The following is a 20,586-nucleotide window of genomic DNA, read 5'->3' on the forward strand; positions in this document are numbered from 1 at the left end:
CCATGGCCAAGATCAAGAAGGGTGACCTGGTTCAGGTCCTCAACGGCAAGAAGCAGGAAAACGGCGGCGACCGCGGCAAGCAGGGCAAGGTCCTCGAGGTCCTCGCCGACCAGAACCGCGTCATCGTCGAGGGCGTGAACTTCGTCACGAAGCACAACCGCGTCGGCCAGTCGCAGCGCGGCACCAAGACGGGCGGCATCGAGACGATGGAAGCCCCGATCCACATCTCCAACGTCGCCGTCGTCGACCCCTCGACCAAGAAGCCGACCCGTGTCGGCCACCGGGTCGAGGAGCAGACGAAGGACGGCGTGAAGCGCACCGTCCGCGTGCGCTACGCGAAGAAGTCAGGCAAGGACCTCTGATGAGCACCGCAACTGCCGCGCCGGCTGGCAAGATCCAGCCGCGCCTGAAGCAGAAGTACAACACCGAGATCAAGAAGGCTCTGCAGGACGAGTTCGGCTATGCCAACGTCATGCAGACGCCCGGCCTGGTCAAGGTCGTCGTGAACACCGGTGTCGGCGAGGCAGCTCGCGACAGCAAGGTGATCGATGGCGCGGTCGACGACCTCACCAAGATCACCGGCCAGAAGCCGGTCGTGACCAAGGCCCGCAAGTCCATCGCGCAGTTCAAGCTGCGCGAGGGTCAGGCCATCGGCGCGCACGTCACCCTCCGCGGCGACCGCGCGTGGGAGTTCATCGACCGTCTCGTCAACCTCGCCCTGCCCCGCATCCGCGACTTCCGCGGCCTGTCGGGTGCGCAGTTCGACGGCAACGGCAACTACACGTTCGGTCTCCAGGAGCAGTCCGTGTTCCACGAGATCAACCAGGACAAGATCGACCGCGTCCGCGGCTTCGACATCACCATCGTGACGACGGCGAAGACGGATGCCGAGGGCCGCGCACTTCTGCGCCACCTGGGCTTCCCGTTCAAGTCGGACGACGCGCAGGCGTAACTCCTGAAACGGATGCCGCGGCCGGCGCGCGAGCGGCGGTCGCGGCATCCGATCACATAACTGAATACGGCAATCATGGAAGGTCGTCTGGCGTGTAACGGCAGCCGATACCTCGTGAACAAAGGAATCAACAAATGACAATGACAGACCCGGTCGCAGATATGCTGACCCGTCTGCGCAACGCGAACTCGGCGCACCACGACTCGGTGTCGCTGCCGAATTCCAAGCTCAAGACGCACATCGCCGAGATCCTCAAGCGCGAGGGCTACATCTCCGCGTGGGAGATCAGCGACGCTCGCGTCGGCCAGACCCTCACGCTGACGCTCAAGTACGGCCCGAACCGCGAGCGGTCGATCGCCGGCATCAAGCGCGTCTCGAAGCCCGGCCTCCGCGTCTACGCGAAGTCCACCGAGATCCCGCGCGTCCTCGGCGGCCTCGGCGTCGCGATCCTGTCCACCTCCTCCGGTCTTCTCACGGACCGCCAGGCCGAGCAGAAGGGCGTGGGTGGGGAAGTCCTCGCCTACGTGTGGTGATCTGACATGTCGCGAATCGGTCGTCTTCCGATCGACATCCCCTCCGGCGTGACCATTTCGGTCGAGGGCCAGGATGTCGCCGTCAAGGGCCCCAAGGGCGAGCTCGCGCTCACCGTGGCCCGTCCCATCGAAGTCAAGGTCGAAGAGGGCCAGGTCATCGTGACCCGTCCCGACGACGAGCGCTCCTCGCGGTCGCTCCACGGCCTGACCCGCACGCTCATCAACAACAACATCATCGGTGTCACCCAGGGCTACACCAAGGGCCTCGAGGTCGTCGGCACGGGTTACCGCGTCGCGCAGAAGGGCACGGCGGTCGAGTTCGCTCTCGGCTTCTCGCACCCCGTCCTCATCGAGCCGCCCGCTGGTATCACCCTGACCGTCGAGGGCAACAACAAGCTCACGGTCAGCGGCATCGACAAGCAGGCCGTCGGCGAGGCCGCCGCGAACATCCGCAAGATCCGCAAGCCCGAGCCGTACAAGGGCAAGGGTGTGCGGTACGCCGGCGAGGTCGTTCGTCGCAAGGCCGGAAAGAGTGGTAAGTAACCATGGCTGTCAAGACAAAGACTCAGGCGCGTTCGCGTCGTCATGCCCGCCTGCGCAAGAAGGTCGTCGGCACCGAGCTGCGTCCGCGCCTCGTCGTCACCCGTTCGGCCCGCCACGTCTTCGTGCAGGTCGTCGACGACAGCAAGGGCCACACCGTGGCCTCGGCCTCGACCCTCGAGACCGATCTGCGCACGTTCGACGGTGACAAGACGGCCAAGGCACGCAAGGTCGGCGAGCTCCTCGCGGAGCGCGCCAAGGCCGCCGGTGTCTCGGACGTCGTGTTCGACCGTGGCGGCAACCGCTACGCGGGCCGTGTCGCGGCGATCGCCGACGGCGCCCGCGAGGGAGGTCTGAACCTGTGAGTGACAACAAGGAGAACATCGTGACCGAGCAGGCAGCTGCCGAGGCTCCGGCCGAGGCCGAGGCCGCGACCGCCACCGCGCCCGCCGAGCGCGAGCGCGAGCCGCGCCGCGGCGGTCGCGAGCGCAACCAGACCCGTGGTGACCGTGGCGGTCGCGACCGCAACGAGAGCCAGTTCCTCGAGCGCGTCGTCACCATCAACCGCGTGTCGAAGGTCGTCAAGGGCGGTCGTCGCTTCAGCTTCACCGCGCTCGTCGTCGTCGGCGACGGCAACGGTGTGGTCGGCGTCGGCTACGGCAAGGCCCGCGAGGTGCCGCTGGCGATCTCGAAGGGTGTCGAAGAGGCCAAGCGCAACTTCTTCCGCGTGCCGCGCGTCGGCTCGACCATCCCGCACCCCGTGCAGGGTGAGGCCGCTGCCGGTGTGGTGCTGCTGCGCCCCGCCGCTGCCGGTACCGGTGTCATCGCCGGTGGTCCGGTGCGTGCCGTGCTCGAGTGCGCCGGCATCCACGACGTGCTGTCGAAGTCGCTCGGCTCGTCGAACACGATCAACATCGTCCACGCGACGGTGGAGGCCCTGAAGCAGCTCGAGGAGCCCCGTGCGGTCGCCGCGCGTCGCGGTCTCGACTTCGACCAGGTCGCCCCCGCCCGTCTCGTCCGTGCCGAGGCTGAGGCCGCGGCCGCTGCGAAGGCAGGTGTCTGATGGCTGCGCGTCTGAAGGTCACGCAGGTCAAGTCCAAGGTGAGCGAGAAGCAGAACCAGCGCGACACGCTGCGTTCGCTCGGTCTGAAGCGGATCGGCGACTCGGTCGTCCGTCCCGACGACGCGCAGACGCGCGGCTACGTCCGGACCGTCGCTCACCTCGTAAAGGTTGAGGAGATCGACTGATGGCTGAGAAGGCCCAGAAGAACGAAGCCGTCGAGGCTGAGAAGGCGCCCAAGAAGGCTCCGGCCAAGAAGGCTGCTGCCCCCAAGGCCGCCGCCGACAAGGCGCCGGCGAAGAAGGCTGCCGCCCCCAAGAAGGCTGCGCCCAAGAAGGACGTCCCGGCTGCGCGCCCGGGCGTGCTGAAGGTGCACCACCTGCGTCCGGTCCCCGGATCCAACACCCCGAAGACCCGCGTGGGTCGTGGTGAGGGCTCGAAGGGCAAGACCGCCGGCCGTGGCACCAAGGGCCAGAAGGCCCGCTACCAGGTCAAGGTGGGCTTCGAGGGTGGCCAGATGCCGCTGCACATGCGCACCCCGAAGCTGCGCGGCTTCAAGAACCCGTTCCGCGTCGAGTACCAGGTCGTGAACCTGGACAAGCTCGCGGAGCTGTACCCGGCCGGTGGCGACGTCACCGTCGGCGACCTGGTCGCCAAGGGTGCAGTGCGCAAGAACGAGAAGGTCAAGGTGCTCGGCACCGGCGACATCTCGGTGAAGCTCACCGTGTCGGTCGACAAGGTCTCGGGTTCTGCCGAGCAGAAGATCGTCGCCGCGGGCGGAACCGTCAAGTAATACGCGCACAGTGGGGGTCGGAGCTTGCTCCGGCCCCCACTGGGTTACCCTGGACGTCGGCACGTCTGCGTGCCGACGCCCCCCTCTGGAGGAATCCTCTTGTTCAGCGCCATCGCGCGGATCTTCCGCACACCCGACCTGCGTCGGAAGATCGCATTCACCCTGGCGATCATCGCCCTGTACCGTTTCGGTGCGCACATCCCGGCGCCGTTCGTCGACTTCCCGAACGTGCAGACGTGTCTGCGGGCGTCCGAGGGCACCGAGGGACTGCTGTCGCTGGTCAACCTGTTCTCGGGTGGCGCACTGCTGCAGCTGTCGATCTTCGCGCTGGGCGTCATGCCGTACATCACGGCGACGATCATCGTGCAGCTGCTGCGCGTGGTCATCCCGCACTTCGAGACCCTCTACAAAGAGGGCCAGTCGGGCCAGGCCCGCCTGACGCAGTACACGCGCTACCTCACGATCGCGCTGGCGCTGCTGCAGTCGACCACCCTCGTCACCGTGGCCCGCAGCGGCCAGCTCTTCGGGACCACCGGTGTTCCCGAATGCGAGCAGCTCCTCACCAACGACGTGTGGTGGGCGCAGCTCCTGATGATCATCACGATGACCGCCGGCACCGGCCTCATCATGTGGTTCGCCGAGCTCGTCACCGAGCGCGGCATCGGCAACGGCATGTCGCTCCTGATCTTCACCTCGATCGCCGCCGCCTTCCCCGCCTCGATGTGGGCGATCGCGCAGTCCAAGGGCTTCGAGGTCTTCCTGCTCGTGCTGGCCGTCGGCATCGTCGTCGTCGCGCTGGTGGTCTACGTCGAGCAGTCGCAGCGCCGCATCCCGGTGCAGTACGCCAAGCGCATGGTGGGTCGCCGCACCTACGGCGGCACCAACACGTACATCCCGATCAAGGTGAACATGGCCGGCGTCGTGCCCGTCATCTTCGCGTCGTCGCTGCTGTACATCCCGGCGCTCATCGCACAGTTCAACCAGCCGCAGGCCGGTGAAGAGGTCCCCGCCTGGGTGGCGTGGATCCAGCTGTACCTGGTGCGCGGCGATCACCCGCTGTACATGGCGCTGTACTTCCTGCTCATCGTCGGCTTCACGTACTTCTACGTCGCGATCACGTTCAACCCGGTCGAGGTCGCCGACAACATGAAGAAGTACGGCGGCTTCATCCCCGGCATCCGTGCGGGTCGCCCGACGGCCGAGTACCTCGACTACGTGCTCACGCGCATCACGCTCCCGGGCTCGATCTACCTGGGTCTGATCGCACTGCTGCCGCTGATCGCCCTCGCCACGGTCGGCGCGAACCAGAACTTCCCGTTCGGCGGCGCCTCGATCCTCATCATCGTCGGCGTCGGCCTCGAGACGGTGAAGCAGATCGACGCACAGCTCCAGCAGCGTCACTACGAAGGGCTTCTCCGATGACCCGTCTTCTCATCGTCGGACCGCAGGGCTCGGGCAAGGGCACGCAGGGCGTCCGCATCGCGGAAACGTTCGGCGTCCCCGCCGTCTCGACGGGCGATGTCTTCCGCGGCGCTGTCGCGGCGGGCACCGACCTCGGCCAGCAGGTCAAGGCCATCATCGAAGCCGGCGACCTCGTGTCCGACGAGCTCACGAGCGCGGTCGTGCGCGATCGCCTGTCGCAGCAGGATGCGGCAGAGGGCTTCCTCCTCGACGGCTACCCGCGCAACGTCGCCCAGGTCATGCACCTCGATGAGTTCCTCGAGGGACGCGATGAGCAGCTGGACGCGGTCATCGAGCTCGTCGTGCCCCGTGACGAGAGCATCGCCCGCATCTCGCTGCGGGCCGCCGAGCAGGGGCGCAGCGACGACACCGAAGAGGTCATCGCCAATCGCCTCGCGATCTACGAGCGCGAGACGGCGCCGATCCTCGAGGTGTACCGCACCCGGGGCATCGTCGACCGCATCGACGGCGTGGGCTCGCTCAACGAGATCACCGCTCGCATCATCGCGGCGCTCGAGGCACGCGGTCTCGACCGCGCCGCCGCCGCCTGATCCCGTGTCATTGCGCCGTTCGATCTACAAGTCACCCGCCCAGCTGCGGGCGATGGTCGAGCCCGGGCTCATCACGGCCGCGGCGCTCGACGCCGCACGGAGCCTGATCGCTCCGGGCGTGACGACGGCGGAGCTGGATGCCGCGGCATCCGCTCTCATCACCGCTCGCGGCGCGAAGTCGAACTTCCAGATGGTGCGCGGGTACCGCCACACCATCTGCGCCTCGGTCAACGAAGAGGTCGTGCACGGCATCCCCGGCGATCGCGTGCTCGAGGCCGGAGACATCCTGTCGATCGACGCGGGTGCCGAGTACAAGGGCTGGAACGGCGACTCGGCGTTCACCTTCGTGCTGCCCGATGACACCCGGCCCGAGATCGTGGCCGAGCGTCAGCGGCTCTCGGATGTGACCGAGGGGTCGCTCTGGGCCGGCATCGCCGCCCTGGCGTCGGCGAAGCGCATCGGCGAGGTCGGCACGGCCGTGCAGGAGTACATCGAAGCCCACTCCCCGCGTTCTGTGAATGGCACTGCCGGCACCTACGGCATCCTGCGCGAGTACGTGGGCCACGGCATCGGCCGCAAGATGCACGAGTCGCCCTCGGTCTTCAACTACCGCGTCCCGGATCCGGGGCCGGAGGTGCGCCCGGGCCTCGTGCTCGCGATCGAGCCGATGGTCGTCATCGGCGACCAGGCCACGTTCGTCGAAGACGACGGCTGGACGGTCTCGACGCTCGACGGCACCGCGGGCTCCCACTGGGAGCACAGCGTGGCCGTGCACGAAGACGGAATCTGGGTGCTCACGGCACCCGACGGCGGTGCCGCGGGCCTGGCGCCCTTCGGCGTGACCCCGCGCGAGATCGCCTAGGAGGCCCGACATGGCACAGACCGCACGCAAGACCAACTGGTTCGCGATCTGGGTGACGGCTGGCGTCGCGGTCGCCCTCGTGCTCGTCGTCGTCCTGGTGGTGACGCTGAACAACGCGGCGACGCCCAAGCCGCTGCCCACCGAGGTGAACCCGCCGTCGTCAGCGGGCATCGACAGCGAGACCGGCGCCATCCTCGTCGGCGACGGCGAGGACCGGCTCGACACCTACATCGACTTCATGTGCCCCGTCTGCAACCAGTTCGAGCAGGTGTACGGCGCCGAGATCGAGGGCATGGTCGACGCCGGGGACATCACCCTCGGCATCCACCCGATCTCGATCCTCGACGATCAGTCGAACGGAACGCAGTTCTCCACGCGTGCGGCGAATGCCGCCTACTGCGTCGCGGACGCGGACCCCGACGCGTCGCTGCCGTTCCTGCAGGCGATGTTCGAGAACCAGCCCGCGGAAGGCTCCTCGGGTCTCACGAACCGCGAGATCCTCGACATCGCGTCGGGCGTCGGCGTGACGGGCATCGACTCGTGCGTCAACGACGGCACCTACGCCGGCTTCGTGACCGAGATGACCGAGCAGACGCCGATCCAGCCCGGATCGCAGGGGATCGGCACGCCGACTGTCGCCGTCAACGGCCAGGTCATCGCGAACTCGACGCTGCCCCCGGCGGGCGAGCTCGCGACGCTCTTCGAGTAAGCCTGCGGACGACGGATGCCGCGGCCGGCGGCATCCGCCGGTGATTTGCCGAGGCATCCACTATCACGTATGCTTGATCTTTGGTGCGTTGCGCCTTCATTGGCGTGTCGTAGCACCGAATCCCATCCACCGCAGACCGACCGGTCTGCAGAACTGTTAGCGAGCGTATGGCGAAGAAAGACGGTGTCATCGAAATCGAGGGCGTGATCTCCGAGGCGCTGCCCAACGCGATGTTCCGCGTTGAGCTGAGCAACGGACACAAGGTCCTCGCGACGATCTCCGGCAAGATGCGGCAGAACTACATCCGCATCATCCCCGAGGACCGTGTCGTCGTGGAGCTCTCGCCCTACGACCTCACCCGCGGGCGCATCGTCTACCGCTACCGCTAGACCGGTCGAGAAGTAACGCCCCAGTGCTTCGACAGGCTCAGCAACCGAGCCGAGAAGCCTGCCCGGCGAAGACAGCGAAACAGGAAAGAACATGAAGGTCAATCCCTCCGTCAAGCCCATCTGCGACCACTGCAAGGTCATCCGTCGCCACGGTCGCGTCATGGTCATCTGCAAGTCGAACCCGCGTCACAAGCAGCGCCAGGGCTGATCGGGGGCTGCGCCCCGCGCAGCCTCGAACCGCACAACTGAACACATCACAGGCAGGGTCAGAACCTCTTCGGAGGGGACACCTCGGGCGGAGGCCCGGGCACCGATCCTGCTCCACACCTCCACTCACTCCATAGGAGAAACCGCATGGCACGTCTTGCCGGCGTTGACATCCCGCGCGACAAGCGCGTGGTGATCGCCCTCACGTACATCTACGGCGTGGGCCGTACCCGCTCGAACGAGATCCTCGCAGCAACGGAGATCGACGAGAACATCCGCGTCAAGGACCTCAGCGACGACCAGCTCATCGCACTCCGCGACCACATCGAAGGCAACTACAAGGTCGAGGGCGATCTTCGCCGCGAGGTCGCCGCCGACATCCGCCGCAAGGTCGAGATCGGTTCCTACGAGGGTATCCGCCACCGCCGCGGCCTCCCGGTGCGCGGTCAGCGCACGAAGACGAACGCCCGTACCCGCAAGGGCCCGAAGCGCACCGTCGCCGGCAAGAAGAAGGCGCGCTAAGGCGCGGCCCCAGGGTTTAGGAGAGAACGCACATGGCACAGGCCAAGTCCGCCGCGCGCAAGCCGCGCCGCAAGGAGAAGAAGAACATCGCGTTGGGCCAGGCCCACATCAAGTCGACGTTCAACAACACGATCGTCTCGATCACCGACCCGTCGGGCGCCGTCATCAGCTGGGCGTCGTCGGGTGGCGTGGGCTTCAAGGGCTCGCGCAAGTCGACGCCGTACGCCGCCGGCATGGCCGCGGAGTCCGCTGCCCGCCAGGCGCAGGAGCACGGCGTCAAGAAGGTCGACGTCTTCGTGAAGGGCCCGGGCTCGGGTCGCGAGACCGCGATCCGCTCGCTGACGGCCGCCGGCCTCGAGGTCGGCTCGATCCAGGACGTGACGCCGCAGGCGCACAACGGCTGCCGCCCGCCGAAGCGCCGCCGCGTCTGACGCTTCGCCCTTCGACAGGCTCAGGGACCGGTCCCTGAGCCTGTCGACGGGCCACCGTTCGTTTCGGATGCCTCTGCCCGAGGCATCCTGATCAAAACTCAACACCTCACCCACCGCACGTGTCATATAGCGGGCACGTGATCGAAAGGAACACATAGTGCTCATCGCACAGCGTCCCACTCTGACCGAGGAGAAGATCGGGGAGTTCCGCAGCCGTTTCGTCATCGAGCCGCTGGAGCCCGGCTTCGGTTACACGATCGGCAACGCGCTGCGTCGCAGCCTCCTGTCGTCCATCCCCGGTGCCGCAGTGACGTCGATCCGCATCGACGGCGTCCTCCACGAGTTCAGCACCATCCCGGGTGTGAAGGAGGATGTCACCGAGATCATCCTCAACATCAAGCAGCTGGTCGTCTCCAGCGAGCGCGACGAGCCCATCACCGCGTACCTGCGCAAGACCGGCGCCGGTGAGGTCACCGCCGCCGACATCTCCGCGCCGGCCGGTGTCGAGGTGCACAACCCCGAGCTCGTCATCGCGACGCTGAACGACACCGCCAAGTTCGAGCTCGAGCTCACGATCGAGCGTGGCCGCGGCTACGTCTCGGCGACGCAGAACCGCAACGAGTACGCCGAGGCCGGTCAGATCCCGATCGACTCGATCTACTCGCCGGTGCTCAAGGTCTCGTACCGCGTCGACGCGACGCGTGCCGGTGAGCGCACCGACTTCGACAAGCTCGTGCTGGACGTCGAGTCGAAGTCGTCGATCGCCCCGCGCGACGCCGTCGCTTCGGCCGGCCGCACCCTGACGGAGCTCTTCGGCCTCGCCCGCGAGCTCAACGTCGAGGCCGAGGGCATCGAGATCGGCCCGGCGCCGGTCGAGACCGTCCTGTCGAACGAGCTGTCGATGCCGATCGAGGACCTCGACCTGTCGGTGCGTTCGTACAACTGCCTCAAGCGCGAGGGCATCAACACCGTGTCGGAGCTCGTCGCCCTGTCGGAGACGCAGCTCATGAACATCCGCAACTTCGGGCAGAAGTCGGTCGACGAGGTGCGCGACAAGCTCGTCTCACTCGGCCTGTCGCTGAAGGACTCGGTTCCCGGGTTCGACGGCGCGCACTTCTACGGCGGCTACGACGACGAGACCGTCTGAGTCCCGGTCCCCCCGAATCTGATCCTGGAGTAACAAAGAATGCCCAAGCCCACCAAGGGTCCCCGCCTCGGAGGCGGCCCCGCCCACGAGCGTCTGCTGCTTGCGAACCTGGCCGCTGCGCTGTTCACCCACAAGTCGATCAAGACGACCGAGACCAAGGCCAAGCGCCTGCGTCCGCTCGCCGAGCGCCTCATCACGTTCGCGAAGCGCGGCGACCTGCACGCGCGTCGTCGCGTGCTGTCGGTCATCGGCGACAAGTCGGTCGTCCACGAGCTCTTCACCGAGATCGCCCCGCTGGTGGCGGACCGTGAGGGCGGCTACACCCGCATCACGAAGGTCGGCAACCGCAAGGGCGACAACGCCCCCATGGCCGTCATCGAGCTCGTTCTCGAGCCCGTGACGAAGAAGCCGTCGGCGAAGAAGGCCGCTGCCGCCAAGGCTGCTCCGGCCGAGGAGACCCCCGCTGCTGAGGAGGCTCCCGCCGCCGACGAGGCCGCCGAGGCCGGCGCCGAGTCGCCGGAGGAGGGCGCCGCCGCCGAGGCTGCTGCCGAGGACGCCGTCGAGGAGAAGTCCGCGTAATCCGGACCCCCTTGCACCGAGAGACCCGCCACCCGTGAGGGTGGCGGGTCTCTCTGCATCGACTCAGCGGTCCGCGCCGAGCTGCACCTGCTTCAGCTGCACCTGCTGCAACTGCACGAAGAGCTCGGCGGCGGCGCGGCGCTTGTGGGCGAGCGTGTCGACGGCGGCCGCGACGGTGTCGGCGAAGATGCGGCCGCCGGCCGAGCCGGGGTGGATCTGGTCGCCGGCCAGCAGATCGGTGTGCGCGGCGATCGCGCCTGACCAGTCGGCGACGGCGACGTTGGTGCGGTGCTCGGCGAAGGCGGCGAGGTCGGCGTTGACGCCGGGGATCCAATCGCGTGGCGCATACGCGTTGACGAGCACCAGCCCGCGCTTCGGGCCCACCGTGGCGGCGATGCGCTCGAGCGAGTCGCGGTCGATGGCGCCGTTCGTGCCGAGCGCCACCACGACGTAGGGGCGCAGCCGTCCTGCGGCGGCGAGGTCGTCCACGATGCCGGGCCCAGCCCACATCGACCGAGACACCGCCGCGTCCACCTCGATGCCGGGCAGCTCTTCGAGGAGGCCGCCGGCGGACGCGAGCATCACGGAGTCGCCCACGGCGCTGATCCGGTCGCCCGTGACGCCGGTCGCCGCATCCGCGACTTCGTGCTCGGGGCCGGCGTCGGGTGACACCGGCGCAGGGGGAGCGTTGCGTCGTGCCTCTTCGAGCGCCGCGCGGCCTGCCGCGACGGCCGCTTCGGCGCTCGATTCCTCGGGTGCGGCTGCGAGCGCCGCGCCGGTGCCGGCGAGCACGAGTGCCCCGGCGAGGGCGACACCGAGCGTGCGCAGCCGGGCGCGAGGACCCCCGTGCAGCCGCGCCACGAGCGCGCGTGCCGATGCGCGCAGGCCGAGGCGCCGCACCGGGGTCTCGACGAAGCGGAACGAGAGAGCGGATGCCGCAGCCGTCGCCGCGAGCACGCCCATGCCGATCCACACCGGTGCCGTCGCGACGGTCGCGCCCGGTGCGAAGGCGGCCACCGCGAGCACGAGCAGCGGCCAGTGCCAGAGGTAGATGCCGTAGGAGCGGTCGCCGATCCAGCGCAGGGGTCGGACGTCGATCGCCCGCCCGAACCGTGAGCCGGGCCAGACACCCGCGACGATCGCGACGGCGCTCAGCAGGCTCGCGGTGAGGAGGGCGCCGGGGAAGGCGGCCACAGAGCCGCCGAGCGGCAGCGCTGTCACGGCGACGAGCCCCGCGAGCGCGGCGATGCCGGCCGCTTCGGCAAGGCGACGCGCGGTGGGGGAGTGCACCCAGCGCGGCCGTGCCTCGGTGAACAGCGGCGCGAGCAGGAACGCCAGCCCGACGCCGATCAGCAGCCCGAACGCGTGTGTGTCGGTGCCGAAGTAGGCGCGGGTGAGGTCGCCGCCGCTCCCGACGATGACGCCCATGCCGACCGCCGAAGCGGCGGCGAGAGCGAAAGCCGCGGCGATCCGCGCCCACGTGCGCGGCAGCAGCAGGAACAGCGGAAAGACGACCGGCCACAGCAGGTAGAACTGCTCCTCGACGGCGAGCGACCAGAAGTTGCGGAAGAGCTCGGGCGTCGCAGCGGCGAAGTAGCCGCCGCCGCCCGCGATCGAGACCCAGTTGTAGCTGAACGTCGCCGCCGCGAGTACCTGCGCGTCGAGGTCGACGAGCACGTCGCCGCCGACGACCCACGCCACCGCCGAGCAGACCGCCACGACGACTGCGAGCGCGGGCAGAAGCCGTCGCGCGCGGCGCTGCCAGAACCGGCCGAGCGCGATACGACCGGTGGCGGTGTGCTCGCGCAGCAGCAGGCTCGTGATCAGGAACCCGCTGATCACGAAGAACACGTCCACGCCCACGAAGCCGCCCGGCAGCATCGCCGGCGGGAACAGGTGGTAGACGACCACGAGCACCACCGCGATCGCGCGCATGCCGTCGAGCCCGGCGAAGCGGGCCAAGAGCGGGCTCTTGAAAGGCACAGTGGACGTCATGAGTTCTCGCGAACGAAGGAGGGGGAAACGGCAAGTCTACGTGGCAGTGCCGGGCCGACATCACGACGGCCAGTGGTCGCCCGAATAGGGTGGGAGGGTGCGCATCCGTCTCGACATCGCCTATGACGGCACGCATTTTCGCGGGTGGGCGCGTCAGCCGGGCCTGCGCACCGTGCAGGAGACCCTCGAGTCCTCGCTCGCGCGCGTGCTGGGCGGTGACCCGCGGCTGGTGGTCGCCGGTCGCACCGACGCCGGCGTTCACGCCGCCGGCCAAGTCGCCCACGTGGATCTCGACGACGCACAGGTGCAGCGCCTCCTCGCGCGGCACGCGCGTCCGGGAAACGGAACACCGACGCTCGACGACCGTGCCGGTGCGCTCGCCGCGCGTATGACGGGCGTGGTGGGCGCCTACTCCGATGTGGGGGTGCGCGCCTCGCGCGTCGCCCCCGCCGGCTTCGACGCCCGGTTCTCCGCGGTGTGGCGCCGCTACGAGTACCGCATCGGCGACGCGGTCAGCGGCTACGACCCGCTCGAGCGCCATCGCACCACCTCGGTGCGCTCATCCCTCGATGTGGAGGCGATGGATGCCGCAGCCGGCGCCCTCATCGGGCTGCACGATTTCGCCGCCTACTGCAAGCCGCGCGACGAGGCGACGACGATCCGCACGCTGCTGGAGTTCGACTGGCACCGCGACGACGCCGGCGTGCTGGTCGCGAACGTCAAGGCGGACGCGTTCTGCCACAGCATGGTGCGCGCGCTCGTCGGAGCGTGTGTGGCCGTCGGCGACGGGCGCCTCGCTGTCGACGACGTCGTGGGCATCCGCGACGAGCAGGAGCGCGTGCCCGAGGTGAAGGTGCTCGCGGCGCGCGGGCTCACGCTGACCGAGGTCGGCTACCCGGCCGACGACCTGCTGGCGCAGCGCGCGGAGCAGACACGGGCACGCCGCGACCGCGAGTGATCGCCGTCGAGAACGGACGTCAGGCCGTGCGAGGACGCGTGCTGCGCAGACGCGCCGCCGGCGCGGCACGCCGCGCAGCCGCGACCGGTGCGCGACCGCGGGTAGCTCCCGCACGCGAGCCGACGAGCTCGAGCAGCGCGGCCGCCAGCGGGCTCGCCGACGCGGCCTCGGTCTCGAACGCCTCGGCCACGACGATGGCGGCGCGTTCGAACTCGCGCGCCTTGTCGACGGCGGCGCGACGCTCGGCCACCACGCGGTCGGCGGCGGCGTACTCGTCACGCAGCCGCACCCGCTCGGCCTCGTCCAGCCCGCGCCGCCCAGCGGTGCGTTCCAGGGTCTCGCCGACGCGGGAGCGGACGGCGATGCTGCGGCGCAGCTCGCGCTCCGCGGCTTCGCGGGCGGCGCGGCTGGCGTCGAGGGCGCCGACGAGCTCGGCTCGTACGGCGGGAGTGGATGCTGCGGCCATGGGGTCCTCCTGGGTTCTCGGCAGACACCACTCCAGAGGCGCCCGCACGCGTTTTCGTACATCGGAGGTCGGTGGTCCCTCTAAGGTCCCGTTGTGGATGCCGCAAGGCCACCCGTCGGCAACGTCATTCGGCATAGGCTTGCCTCGACATGAAGGTCATCTCTTACAACCTGCGCAAGCACCGGGCGGCCGGCGAACTGGCCCACCTGGTAGAGCGCCACGGTGCTGATGCGCTGTGTCTGCAGGAGGCGGATACCAGCGACCTCCCGGACGAGATCTCTGGGCTGAGGCTGGCGGAGTCCACGCAGCGCAACCGGCTGGGGCTCGCCGTCTACTACCGCGAGAACACCTACCGCGCCGTCGATGTGCGGGCTATCGCCCTCAAGAAGTCGCTCCACGACAGGGTGCTGAAGCCGGCGGAGGAACGGATGCTGGGCGTCCGGCTCCACGACATCGACGAGAACATCGACATCATCGTGGCGTCGTTCCATGCCGCCCCGCTCACCGCGCTGAATTCTCTGCGGCGCCACCAGATCCGCACGGCGCTGGGCGAGTTGCAGCAGCTCGGCGAAGGGCTGCCGGCGCTCATGGTCGGCGACTACAACTATCCGGTGTTCAAGGAGCGGCTCGGCCAGCACGTGCGCGAGCAGGGGTACGAGCTCAACCTCAGCGATTCGCGCACGTACACGCGCTACCGCTTCTTCCGCGGGCACTACGATTTCGCGACGTCGGTCGGCTTCGAGATCGACCGCGTGCGCACGCTGCCGCAGGGGCTCAGCGACCACCTGCCCATCCTCGTGACGGCTCACCCCGCCGTCGGCGTCCGCCGGGTCGTCGAGGTCGCGGAGGCCGAGACCGGCGTCGCCTGACCTCACCCCGGCGTTTCAGGCGCCCCCTGGTTTCCTGACGCGCCGCGCGTACGATGGGAGCGTGACGAGGGGGACCGTCACGCGCACCGTATCCGAGGGTGCGCGAACTGGGGTTGCTTACGATGCCGGGGCAATGCCTGTTCCGACGCGCCGGCGGCGCGTGTGGCCCTGGATCCTGGTCGGTGTCCTCGCCGTACTGCTCGCGGCCGCCGTGGTCGCCGGCGCGCTCACGATGCAGTTCTGGTCCGAAGCGCAGCGGGCCCGCGCCGCGGTCGGGCGGGCGGCATCCGGGATCGCGGAACTCCGCGGCAGCCTGGAGACGGCCGACGAGGCGCAGCTTCTCGCGGCGACGGACGCGATCCAGGCGGACGTGACGCTCGCCGTCCGGACCGTGGATGGCCCGTTGTGGGACCTCGCCTCTCGCGTGCCGTTCATCGGGCAGAACGTCGATGCGGTGCGGCGTGTGACGCATGCGGTCGACGTCCTCGTCGAGCGCGCCCTGACGCCGGGACTGCAGTTCCTCTCGGTCACCGACTTCGACGACCTCACGCTCGACGGCGGCGGGATCGACCTCGAGCCGTTCCGCCAGGTGCAGAGCTCGATCCCCGAGATCGCCGCAGCCTTCGCCGACGCGCAGTCGATCGTCGCGCCGATCGACACGGCGACGCTCCTTCCCGAGGTGAGCGCGTCGATCTCCGACATCCTCACCTTCATCGACCTCGCGACGCCGGCACTCGGAGTAGCCGAGAAGTACCTGCCGACACTTCTCGACATGGCAGGGTCTGGCGGAATCAAGACCTACCTCCTGATCTTCCAGAACAACGCCGAGATCCGTGCCACGGGTGGGAACCCGGCGGCGAGCATGATCGTGACCCTCACGGACGGCAAGCTCGGGTACGTGGATCAGGCGAGTTCGCAGACGTTCTACGACGCCGGAACGCAGGACGATGTGTACGTGGCGCTGCCCGCCGAGACCACCGGGCTGTATCTGCCCACGTTCGCGCAGCACTCGCAGGATTACACCTTCACCCCCGACTTCCCGACGACGGCCCAGCTCTTCCAGGCCCTGTGGACCCACACCACCGGCGCGACGTTCGACGGTGTCGTCTCGATCGACCCCGTCGTGCTCTCGCACATGCTCGCCGTCGCCGGACCCGTGACGCTCGGTACGGGGGAACAGCTCACCGCGGACAACGCCGTCTCGGTGCTGCTCCGTGACGCGTACGAGCGCTATCCCGAGGGCCGCGATTCCGACCGGTTCTTCGCGGATGCCGCGAAGCAGGTGTTCGCGCACCTCACGACCTCGGCCTGGGACCCGCTGCAGATGCTCGATGCGCTGAAGAAGGCTGCGGCAGAGCAGCGCGTCAACCTCGCGTTCGTCGACCAGGCCGCGCAGGCGCTCGCCGTCGAGCTCGGGGTGGACGGCGCGTTGGCCGGCGACACCACGACGCGGACGCAGGTGGGGATCTACCTGAATGACTCCTCCGTCGGCAAGCTCGAGTACCACTTGACGACGTCGATCATCGCGACGTGCGACGCCGCGGCGCGGACGATCACGACCACGATGACGCTGGCGAACGGCATCGGCGACGACATCCGAAGCCCTTACACGCTCGGGCTCCGCAACTGGCGATTCGGCCTGCCGAGTACCACGATGATGCTCGACGTGCTGTTCTTCGCGCCTCCCGGCGCTCAGATCACGCACACCGTCCCGGCGGTGGGAGACGTCCCGCGGTGGGAACGCAGCGGCGTCGAGAAGGGCAACACCGCACTCAGCAAGACGGTGTTCGTCGCCAAGGGAGAGACCGTGACCACCGCGTTCACGGTCGCATTGCCGCCCGGCGACCTCGCTCCGCTGCGACTGCGTCACACCCCCACGGCGACCGCGACCACCGTCACCATCGACCCGAGCTGCGTGGCGCTCTTCCCGGCTGCACGGTGACGGCCGGACCCGTCAGAGGAGCGTCGGATCCGGGTCGGACCACTTCTCGATGCCCTGCACCACCCAGAACGCGAAGAACAGTATGAGCGCGGCGGCTTCGACGATGAGCACGATCGGGATGCCGGAGCCGTCGGCGTCGGGCAGCAGGATGACGTACGCGATCAGGGTGAGCACGAGTCCCACGGCGATGACCGTGTAGAGCACGCGGAACACCGGCGTCGGCTGCGGACCCCGGCGGGGGAAGGCGTTGCGCACCGCGACCGCCGCGAACAGTGCGAAGAAGGCCGTCGTCGCGACGAAGTGCGCCTGCTGCAGGAACGCGTCGCGTGCGAACGCCCAGGTGAGTGCGGTGACGGCGAGAACGACCACGGCGACCAGCAGCGACGGCCACACGGCGGCGAGCGAGACCTGACCGAGCGCAGCGAGCACGAGGGCGACGAGGAGCACGAGCGCGCCGAGCACGAGGTACACGGAGACGCCGTTCGCGGCATCCGCTTCGTACTGCGGGGGGAAGCAGCGCCCTGTGCAGTCGACGACGACGCCGGGCACGGCATCCGGTGACAGCGTCGTCGGCACGAGGGCGATGAGGGGTGCGAACAGCGCGGCGGCATCGAGGAGCGCACGCTCGGCGCCGCGACCCGACAGCGCGAAGAGCGCGAGGGACACCGCGATCAGCGCCCCGACGAACACGTCGCGGGCGGGCGTGTAGAAGTAGTCGCTCACCGACGTGAGCCAGCCGTAGGTGGTCGCCGCCTGCGCGATCGCGACGAAGATCGCGACGACGGTGCCGGCGATGCCGATCCGCAGATACCGGTAGGTGCGCTCGAGCGAGGTCGAGACGGCGGCGATCGACATGCCGATCACCCTAGCGGGAGGTGCCCGACGGTCGTCGGCGGGGCCAGACGCTTTCGAGGACCGCGAGTAGACTCGCCGCACTGCGCGGCACTGCCGCGGCGCCCGACCGAGGGGAGCCCCGCCATGACCGACGCACCCATCCTCGTGCCCGCACGGCCCCACACCGCGGCCGTCGCCACCGTGCACCGCCGTCGCGCGCAGGGGCGCGGCATCCGTCTGCTCGTCATCTACGGTGTGCTGCTGACGCTCATCGCGTTCTGGCCGGTGCCGGTGGATCGCGGGGCGTCTGGCCTGCTGCGCGCGATCACGCAGGCGGTCCCATGGCTGACGTACGACGTCATCGAGACGACTGCCAACGTCGCACTGTTCGTGCCGTTCGGGGTGCTGCTGGCGCTCGTGCTTCCGCTGCACCGCGGACTCGTCGTGCCGATCGCTCTCGCCACCACGCTGCTCATCGAGTCGGGTCAGGCTCTGCTCCTCGCCGAGCGCACGCCCAGCCTGCGCGACATCGTCGCCAACGTTCTCGGCGCGGCCATCGGCCTCGCCATTGTGCAGCTCATCGAACGGCGTGCGGCGCCGAAGTGACGGGTGCCGGGCATCAGCTCCCGAAGTAGCTGCGTGCGTCGCGGGTGCTCAGCAGGATCAGCCCGATCAGCGACAGCAGCGACCCGCCGATCACCGACCACAGGCTGGCATCGGAGAAGAGGTTGAGCACCTGCAGCACGATGGTGATGGCGAAGACGACCATCGCGATCGTGCGGGCGGTGGGGTTGCCGCGCCACAGGCCGACGCCGACGGCGAGGGTGATGGCTCCGATGATGAGGCTGATCCACCCGAGGATCGCGGGCCAGGTGATGAAGAGGCCGGCGATGATCGCGAAGATCGATCCAACGATCTGCAGAAAGCCGGAGATCCAGGCGATGATGGCGACGAGCGTGACGCCGAGCGGGCGCTGAGTCATGGGTGAGTCCTCCGTGGCGAGACAGATTCGGCTGAAGGCTCCAACGTAGCGGTCGCCTGCCGGCGCGAACGCGTTTCACGCTGAGCTGCTCGTGTCGGCCCTCAGAATGGTGCCGCGGTGTCGTCGCCCGGCACGAAGACGACGCGCTGCGGAGGATGGTCGAGGTACGGCCGGCCGGCCGGACTGGTCCACTCGAGGGTGCCGCCGGGGAGCTGGCGCACCGTCCAGTCGGTCGCGTGTTTCAGCGTGTGATGTCTTTTGCAGAGGCAGGCGAGATTGCGGACGTCGGTCGGACCGCCTCGGGCGTGGTCGTGCGTGTGGTCGTCATCGCACAGTCGCGCCGGCCTTCGGCATCCGGGGAAGCGGCAGTGCGGATCCCGGGCCTTGAGGTACCGCTGCTGCGCCGCCGACGGCTGGTAGCGGTCGACCGCGAGCACCATCCCGGTCACCGGATCGGTCATCACGCGGTCCCAGCCCGGCGCATCACCGGCGAGGCGCCGTGCGGTGGCGGGGTCGACGGGCGCGATGCCGTCGAGTTCGACACCGCCGCTCGTGACCCCGGTCAGGGTCGTGACGGGCACCGTGATCTGCGCGGTCGCGCGGATCGCCCCGAGTCCGCCGGGCGCGGCATCCAGGGTCGGGTCGATCACCGGAGCGCCGGTGAGGAGCAGATCGGCGACGAGGTCGGCGCGGATCTGGTCGATCGTCCGCTCGTCGAACCACACTTCTTCGTCGGGCGCGGTCTCGCAGCTGCTGTCGGGAGCACCAAGGGCTGCGGCATCCGTCGTTTCGTGCGTCGTTCGCACCTGGTGCCGGCGGGAGGCGTCGACCCGCTTGATGAGCTTGGCCTGCCGTGTCGCCGGTCGACGATGCCGTGGGCCAGCGCGGTCGGGAGCATGTGGTTCAGCAGCGACATGCCGTCGTCGAGGTCGGTCACCCAGATGCGGCGGCCCTGCACAGCGAGATCGTGGCGCTCCTGAAGAGTGAGCGGGTTGCGGATGTCTGCCTGCTGCCGGGCGTAGGCACGGGTGCGCGCGGCCGTCGTCGTCTCCGCGTATTCGAGAACCGCGCGTTCGAACTCGGCCCGTGCAGCGGGCTCGTCGATCGCGCCGCCGCAGTCGAGGATGGCTGTCACGTGGCCTCGTGAGATGCGCCCCGCTTCGAGGGCTGTCACGGTGACCGCGAACGAGGTGGTGAGCCGATGTGCGTCCCACATGTGCGACTGCATCGTGCGGTCGTTGACCTTCACGGCGAGACCGAGCTCGGCCGCCAGTGCGCGCAGCGGCATGTCGCGTTCCTTCGAGCGCGCCGACGGGATGCGCGCCTGCTGCGCCTCAGCGAGGGCGAACGCGTCGGCCAGGAGACGCAGTTTGCGGGCGTGGAGGGCGGCCTCTTCGGCGTGGATACGGCGCAGCTGCGCAGCGAGGTCTCCGGCGCGCTGCGCCTCGACCTCGTCGCGTTCCGCGTCGTCCACGATGTGCCCTTCCGTCGCGCAGAGAGCGCGACCCTTCTCACGGGATGATCCCGATCGGACCGCGGGGCACAACGCGGTCGGATCTCTGCGAAAGAACCGGATGACGGTGTCTTTCGCTGGATCCATCATGGCGGGGGCCTCCGACATTGCGGTGGCCGTCCGCATCCGGCCGACACCGCCTGGGCGCGTGCCGGACGACGCCCTTGTGCGCCGGATTCGGCCGCGCTAGCATCCGGGCATCGATTGCCAGGGGGTGTCGCAATCGTTGGGGTCCATCGCACGGTGCGACTTATTCGTCGCGCCGACTTCGACCGGGGGGGGGGGGGGGGG

At 68.9% G+C, this 20,586-nt stretch carries 28 protein-coding genes; 22 read left to right on the forward strand and 6 right to left on the reverse strand.

Features of this window, described 5'->3' with window-relative positions; genetic code table 11:
• The first annotated feature begins 2 nt into the window (after positions 1-2).
• The 18 genes from rplX to rplQ all read left to right on the forward strand — a co-directional run bounded on the left by rplX (position 3) and on the right by rplQ (position 10,736).
• Positions 3-362 (forward strand): 50S ribosomal protein L24, encoded by a 360-nt coding sequence (gene rplX / locus B2K11_RS13765; protein WP_163618855.1) that lies wholly within the window; start codon positions 3-5, stop codon positions 360-362.
• Positions 362-952, forward strand: coding sequence for a 50S ribosomal protein L5 (gene rplE / locus B2K11_RS13770; RefSeq protein ID WP_163618856.1), 591 nt, complete (start codon positions 362-364; stop codon positions 950-952). Before rplX ends, rplE begins: the two co-directional genes overlap by 1 nt.
• Positions 953-1,086: 134 nt before the next feature.
• The gene (gene rpsH, locus B2K11_RS13775) at positions 1,087-1,485 is read left to right on the forward strand and encodes a 30S ribosomal protein S8 (RefSeq protein WP_163618857.1); all 399 of its coding nucleotides are present in this window, start codon (positions 1,087-1,089) and stop codon (positions 1,483-1,485) included.
• A gap of 6 nt (positions 1,486-1,491) precedes the next feature.
• Positions 1,492-2,028 carry a 50S ribosomal protein L6 gene (gene rplF, locus B2K11_RS13780; RefSeq protein WP_163618858.1) on the forward strand — a complete coding sequence of 179 codons (537 nt, stop codon included), beginning with the start codon at positions 1,492-1,494 and terminating at the stop codon, positions 2,026-2,028.
• A 2-nt stretch (positions 2,029-2,030) separates the two neighbouring features.
• The gene (gene rplR / locus B2K11_RS13785; RefSeq protein ID WP_163618859.1) at positions 2,031-2,390 is read left to right on the forward strand and encodes a 50S ribosomal protein L18; all 360 of its coding nucleotides are present in this window, start codon (positions 2,031-2,033) and stop codon (positions 2,388-2,390) included.
• Positions 2,387-3,088, forward strand: a complete 702-nt coding sequence (gene rpsE / locus B2K11_RS13790) for a 30S ribosomal protein S5 (RefSeq protein ID WP_163618860.1) — start codon at positions 2,387-2,389, stop codon at positions 3,086-3,088. Before rplR ends, rpsE begins: the two co-directional genes overlap by 4 nt.
• Positions 3,088-3,273 carry a 50S ribosomal protein L30 gene (gene rpmD, locus B2K11_RS13795; RefSeq protein ID WP_018171461.1) on the forward strand — a complete coding sequence of 62 codons (186 nt, stop codon included), beginning with the start codon at positions 3,088-3,090 and terminating at the stop codon, positions 3,271-3,273. The genes rpsE and rpmD overlap by 1 nt, the downstream gene beginning before the upstream one ends.
• A complete protein-coding gene (rplO, locus tag B2K11_RS13800; RefSeq protein ID WP_163618861.1) occupies positions 3,273-3,878 on the forward strand; it encodes a 50S ribosomal protein L15 in 606 nt (201 codons plus the stop codon). The genes rpmD and rplO overlap by 1 nt, the downstream gene beginning before the upstream one ends.
• Before the next feature lie 99 nt (positions 3,879-3,977).
• Positions 3,978-5,300 carry a preprotein translocase subunit SecY gene (gene secY, locus B2K11_RS13805; RefSeq protein WP_163618862.1) on the forward strand — a complete coding sequence of 441 codons (1,323 nt, stop codon included), beginning with the start codon at positions 3,978-3,980 and terminating at the stop codon, positions 5,298-5,300.
• A complete protein-coding gene (locus B2K11_RS13810) occupies positions 5,297-5,890 on the forward strand; it encodes an adenylate kinase (RefSeq protein WP_163618863.1) in 594 nt (197 codons plus the stop codon). The genes secY and B2K11_RS13810 overlap by 4 nt, the downstream gene beginning before the upstream one ends.
• Before the next feature lie 4 nt (positions 5,891-5,894).
• On the forward strand, positions 5,895-6,752 hold the full coding sequence (map, locus tag B2K11_RS13815) for a type I methionyl aminopeptidase (RefSeq protein ID WP_163618865.1): 858 nt from the start codon (positions 5,895-5,897) through the stop codon (positions 6,750-6,752).
• A gap of 10 nt (positions 6,753-6,762) precedes the next feature.
• Complete coding sequence (locus B2K11_RS13820; protein ID WP_163618867.1) at positions 6,763-7,461, forward strand: thioredoxin domain-containing protein; 699 nt, start codon at positions 6,763-6,765, stop codon at positions 7,459-7,461.
• A 167-nt stretch (positions 7,462-7,628) separates the two neighbouring features.
• Positions 7,629-7,850, forward strand: coding sequence for a translation initiation factor IF-1 (gene infA / locus B2K11_RS13825; RefSeq protein ID WP_017201569.1), 222 nt, complete (start codon positions 7,629-7,631; stop codon positions 7,848-7,850).
• A gap of 91 nt (positions 7,851-7,941) precedes the next feature.
• Positions 7,942-8,058, forward strand: coding sequence for a 50S ribosomal protein L36 (gene rpmJ, locus B2K11_RS13830; protein ID WP_005050492.1), 117 nt, complete (start codon positions 7,942-7,944; stop codon positions 8,056-8,058).
• Positions 8,059-8,204: 146 nt separating this feature from the next.
• Positions 8,205-8,579, forward strand: coding sequence for a 30S ribosomal protein S13 (gene rpsM, locus B2K11_RS13835; protein ID WP_163618869.1), 375 nt, complete (start codon positions 8,205-8,207; stop codon positions 8,577-8,579).
• A 32-nt stretch (positions 8,580-8,611) separates the two neighbouring features.
• Positions 8,612-9,010, forward strand: a complete 399-nt coding sequence (gene rpsK, locus B2K11_RS13840; protein WP_018171470.1) for a 30S ribosomal protein S11 — start codon at positions 8,612-8,614, stop codon at positions 9,008-9,010.
• 157 nt (positions 9,011-9,167) lie between these two features.
• Positions 9,168-10,157, forward strand: a complete 990-nt coding sequence (locus tag B2K11_RS13845; protein ID WP_163618871.1) for a DNA-directed RNA polymerase subunit alpha — start codon at positions 9,168-9,170, stop codon at positions 10,155-10,157.
• 39 nt (positions 10,158-10,196) lie between these two features.
• Positions 10,197-10,736 (forward strand): 50S ribosomal protein L17, encoded by a 540-nt coding sequence (rplQ, locus tag B2K11_RS13850; protein WP_163618873.1) that lies wholly within the window; start codon positions 10,197-10,199, stop codon positions 10,734-10,736.
• A 63-nt stretch (positions 10,737-10,799) separates the two neighbouring features.
• On the opposite strand, the gene B2K11_RS13855 is transcribed toward rplQ, so the two are convergent.
• Entirely contained in the window at positions 10,800-12,731 is a 1,932-nt protein-coding gene (locus tag B2K11_RS13855) for an acyltransferase family protein (RefSeq protein ID WP_163618875.1), read from the reverse strand.
• 97 nt (positions 12,732-12,828) lie between these two features.
• Here B2K11_RS13855 and truA point away from each other — a divergent pair, with 97 nt between their 5' ends.
• Positions 12,829-13,689 (forward strand): tRNA pseudouridine(38-40) synthase TruA, encoded by an 861-nt coding sequence (truA, locus tag B2K11_RS13860; RefSeq protein WP_163618877.1) that lies wholly within the window; start codon positions 12,829-12,831, stop codon positions 13,687-13,689.
• Between the two features lie 19 nt (positions 13,690-13,708).
• Here the strand turns inward: truA and B2K11_RS13865 are convergent, their stop codons facing one another.
• Positions 13,709-14,155, reverse strand: coding sequence for a hypothetical protein (locus B2K11_RS13865; RefSeq protein WP_163618879.1), 447 nt, complete (start codon positions 14,153-14,155; stop codon positions 13,709-13,711).
• Between the two features lie 149 nt (positions 14,156-14,304).
• Here B2K11_RS13865 and B2K11_RS13870 point away from each other — a divergent pair, with 149 nt between their 5' ends.
• On the forward strand, positions 14,305-15,024 hold the full coding sequence (locus B2K11_RS13870; protein WP_163618881.1) for an endonuclease/exonuclease/phosphatase family protein: 720 nt from the start codon (positions 14,305-14,307) through the stop codon (positions 15,022-15,024).
• A gap of 133 nt (positions 15,025-15,157) precedes the next feature.
• Entirely contained in the window at positions 15,158-16,966 is a 1,809-nt protein-coding gene (locus B2K11_RS13875; protein ID WP_163618883.1) for a DUF4012 domain-containing protein, read from the forward strand.
• Positions 16,967-16,978: 12 nt separating this feature from the next.
• Here B2K11_RS13875 and B2K11_RS13880 read toward each other — a convergent pair whose 3' ends face one another.
• Positions 16,979-17,821, reverse strand: coding sequence for a hypothetical protein (locus B2K11_RS13880; protein ID WP_163618885.1), 843 nt, complete (start codon positions 17,819-17,821; stop codon positions 16,979-16,981).
• Positions 17,822-17,944: 123 nt separating this feature from the next.
• On the opposite strand from B2K11_RS13880, the gene B2K11_RS13885 reads away from it, so the two are divergent.
• Positions 17,945-18,406, forward strand: a complete 462-nt coding sequence (locus tag B2K11_RS13885) for a VanZ family protein (RefSeq protein WP_163618887.1) — start codon at positions 17,945-17,947, stop codon at positions 18,404-18,406.
• 13 nt (positions 18,407-18,419) lie between these two features.
• Here the strand turns inward: B2K11_RS13885 and B2K11_RS13890 are convergent, their stop codons facing one another.
• The 3 genes from B2K11_RS13890 to B2K11_RS13900 all read right to left on the reverse strand — a co-directional run bounded on the left by B2K11_RS13890 (position 18,420) and on the right by B2K11_RS13900 (position 20,256).
• Positions 18,420-18,782: a DUF2127 domain-containing protein gene (locus B2K11_RS13890; RefSeq protein WP_163618889.1), complete on the reverse strand. Its 363-nt coding sequence runs from the start codon at positions 18,780-18,782 to the stop codon at positions 18,420-18,422.
• Between the two features lie 101 nt (positions 18,783-18,883).
• Complete coding sequence (locus B2K11_RS13895) at positions 18,884-19,507, reverse strand: HNH endonuclease signature motif containing protein (RefSeq protein ID WP_163618890.1); 624 nt, start codon at positions 19,505-19,507, stop codon at positions 18,884-18,886.
• The gene (locus B2K11_RS13900) at positions 19,429-20,256 is read right to left on the reverse strand and encodes a DUF222 domain-containing protein (RefSeq protein WP_163618892.1); all 828 of its coding nucleotides are present in this window, start codon (positions 20,254-20,256) and stop codon (positions 19,429-19,431) included. The genes B2K11_RS13895 and B2K11_RS13900 overlap by 79 nt, the downstream gene beginning before the upstream one ends.
• Positions 20,257-20,586: the final 330 nt, after the last annotated feature.

Origin of the sequence: Microbacterium sp. B35-30 (assembly GCF_010634855.1) — a bacterium.
Lineage (GTDB): Bacteria > Actinomycetota > Actinomycetes > Actinomycetales > Microbacteriaceae > Microbacterium.

Excerpts from the sequence above, each read along its gene's own strand:
- rplE (WP_163618856.1), top strand. The coding sequence starts at position 362 with ATGAGCACCGCAACTGCCGCGCCGGCTGGCAAGATCCAGCCGCGCCTG.
- rplF (WP_163618858.1), top strand. The coding sequence starts at position 1,492 with ATGTCGCGAATCGGTCGTCTTCCGATCGACATCCCCTCCGGCGTGACC.
- B2K11_RS13820 (WP_163618867.1), top strand. The coding sequence starts at position 6,763 with ATGGCACAGACCGCACGCAAGACCAACTGGTTCGCGATCTGGGTGACG.
- B2K11_RS13875 (WP_163618883.1), top strand. The coding sequence starts at position 15,158 with ATGCCTGTTCCGACGCGCCGGCGGCGCGTGTGGCCCTGGATCCTGGTC.
- rpmJ (WP_005050492.1), top strand. The coding sequence starts at position 7,942 with ATGAAGGTCAATCCCTCCGTCAAGCCCATCTGCGACCACTGCAAGGTC.
- rplX (WP_163618855.1), top strand. The coding sequence starts at position 3 with ATGGCCAAGATCAAGAAGGGTGACCTGGTTCAGGTCCTCAACGGCAAG.
- B2K11_RS13880 (WP_163618885.1), bottom strand. The coding sequence starts at position 17,821 with ATGTCGATCGCCGCCGTCTCGACCTCGCTCGAGCGCACCTACCGGTAT.
- B2K11_RS13810 (WP_163618863.1), top strand. The coding sequence starts at position 5,297 with ATGACCCGTCTTCTCATCGTCGGACCGCAGGGCTCGGGCAAGGGCACG.
- B2K11_RS13865 (WP_163618879.1), bottom strand. The coding sequence starts at position 14,155 with ATGGCCGCAGCATCCACTCCCGCCGTACGAGCCGAGCTCGTCGGCGCC.
- rpmD (WP_018171461.1), top strand. The coding sequence starts at position 3,088 with ATGGCTGCGCGTCTGAAGGTCACGCAGGTCAAGTCCAAGGTGAGCGAG.
- rpsK (WP_018171470.1), top strand. The coding sequence starts at position 8,612 with ATGGCACAGGCCAAGTCCGCCGCGCGCAAGCCGCGCCGCAAGGAGAAG.
- rpsM (WP_163618869.1), top strand. The coding sequence starts at position 8,205 with ATGGCACGTCTTGCCGGCGTTGACATCCCGCGCGACAAGCGCGTGGTG.
- rplR (WP_163618859.1), top strand. The coding sequence starts at position 2,031 with ATGGCTGTCAAGACAAAGACTCAGGCGCGTTCGCGTCGTCATGCCCGC.
- B2K11_RS13890 (WP_163618889.1), bottom strand. The coding sequence starts at position 18,782 with ATGACTCAGCGCCCGCTCGGCGTCACGCTCGTCGCCATCATCGCCTGG.
- B2K11_RS13855 (WP_163618875.1), bottom strand. The coding sequence starts at position 12,731 with ATGACGTCCACTGTGCCTTTCAAGAGCCCGCTCTTGGCCCGCTTCGCC.
- rplO (WP_163618861.1), top strand. The coding sequence starts at position 3,273 with ATGGCTGAGAAGGCCCAGAAGAACGAAGCCGTCGAGGCTGAGAAGGCG.
- B2K11_RS13870 (WP_163618881.1), top strand. The coding sequence starts at position 14,305 with ATGAAGGTCATCTCTTACAACCTGCGCAAGCACCGGGCGGCCGGCGAA.
- B2K11_RS13885 (WP_163618887.1), top strand. The coding sequence starts at position 17,945 with ATGACCGACGCACCCATCCTCGTGCCCGCACGGCCCCACACCGCGGCC.
- infA (WP_017201569.1), top strand. The coding sequence starts at position 7,629 with ATGGCGAAGAAAGACGGTGTCATCGAAATCGAGGGCGTGATCTCCGAG.
- rplQ (WP_163618873.1), top strand. The coding sequence starts at position 10,197 with ATGCCCAAGCCCACCAAGGGTCCCCGCCTCGGAGGCGGCCCCGCCCAC.
- rpsH (WP_163618857.1), top strand. The coding sequence starts at position 1,087 with ATGACAATGACAGACCCGGTCGCAGATATGCTGACCCGTCTGCGCAAC.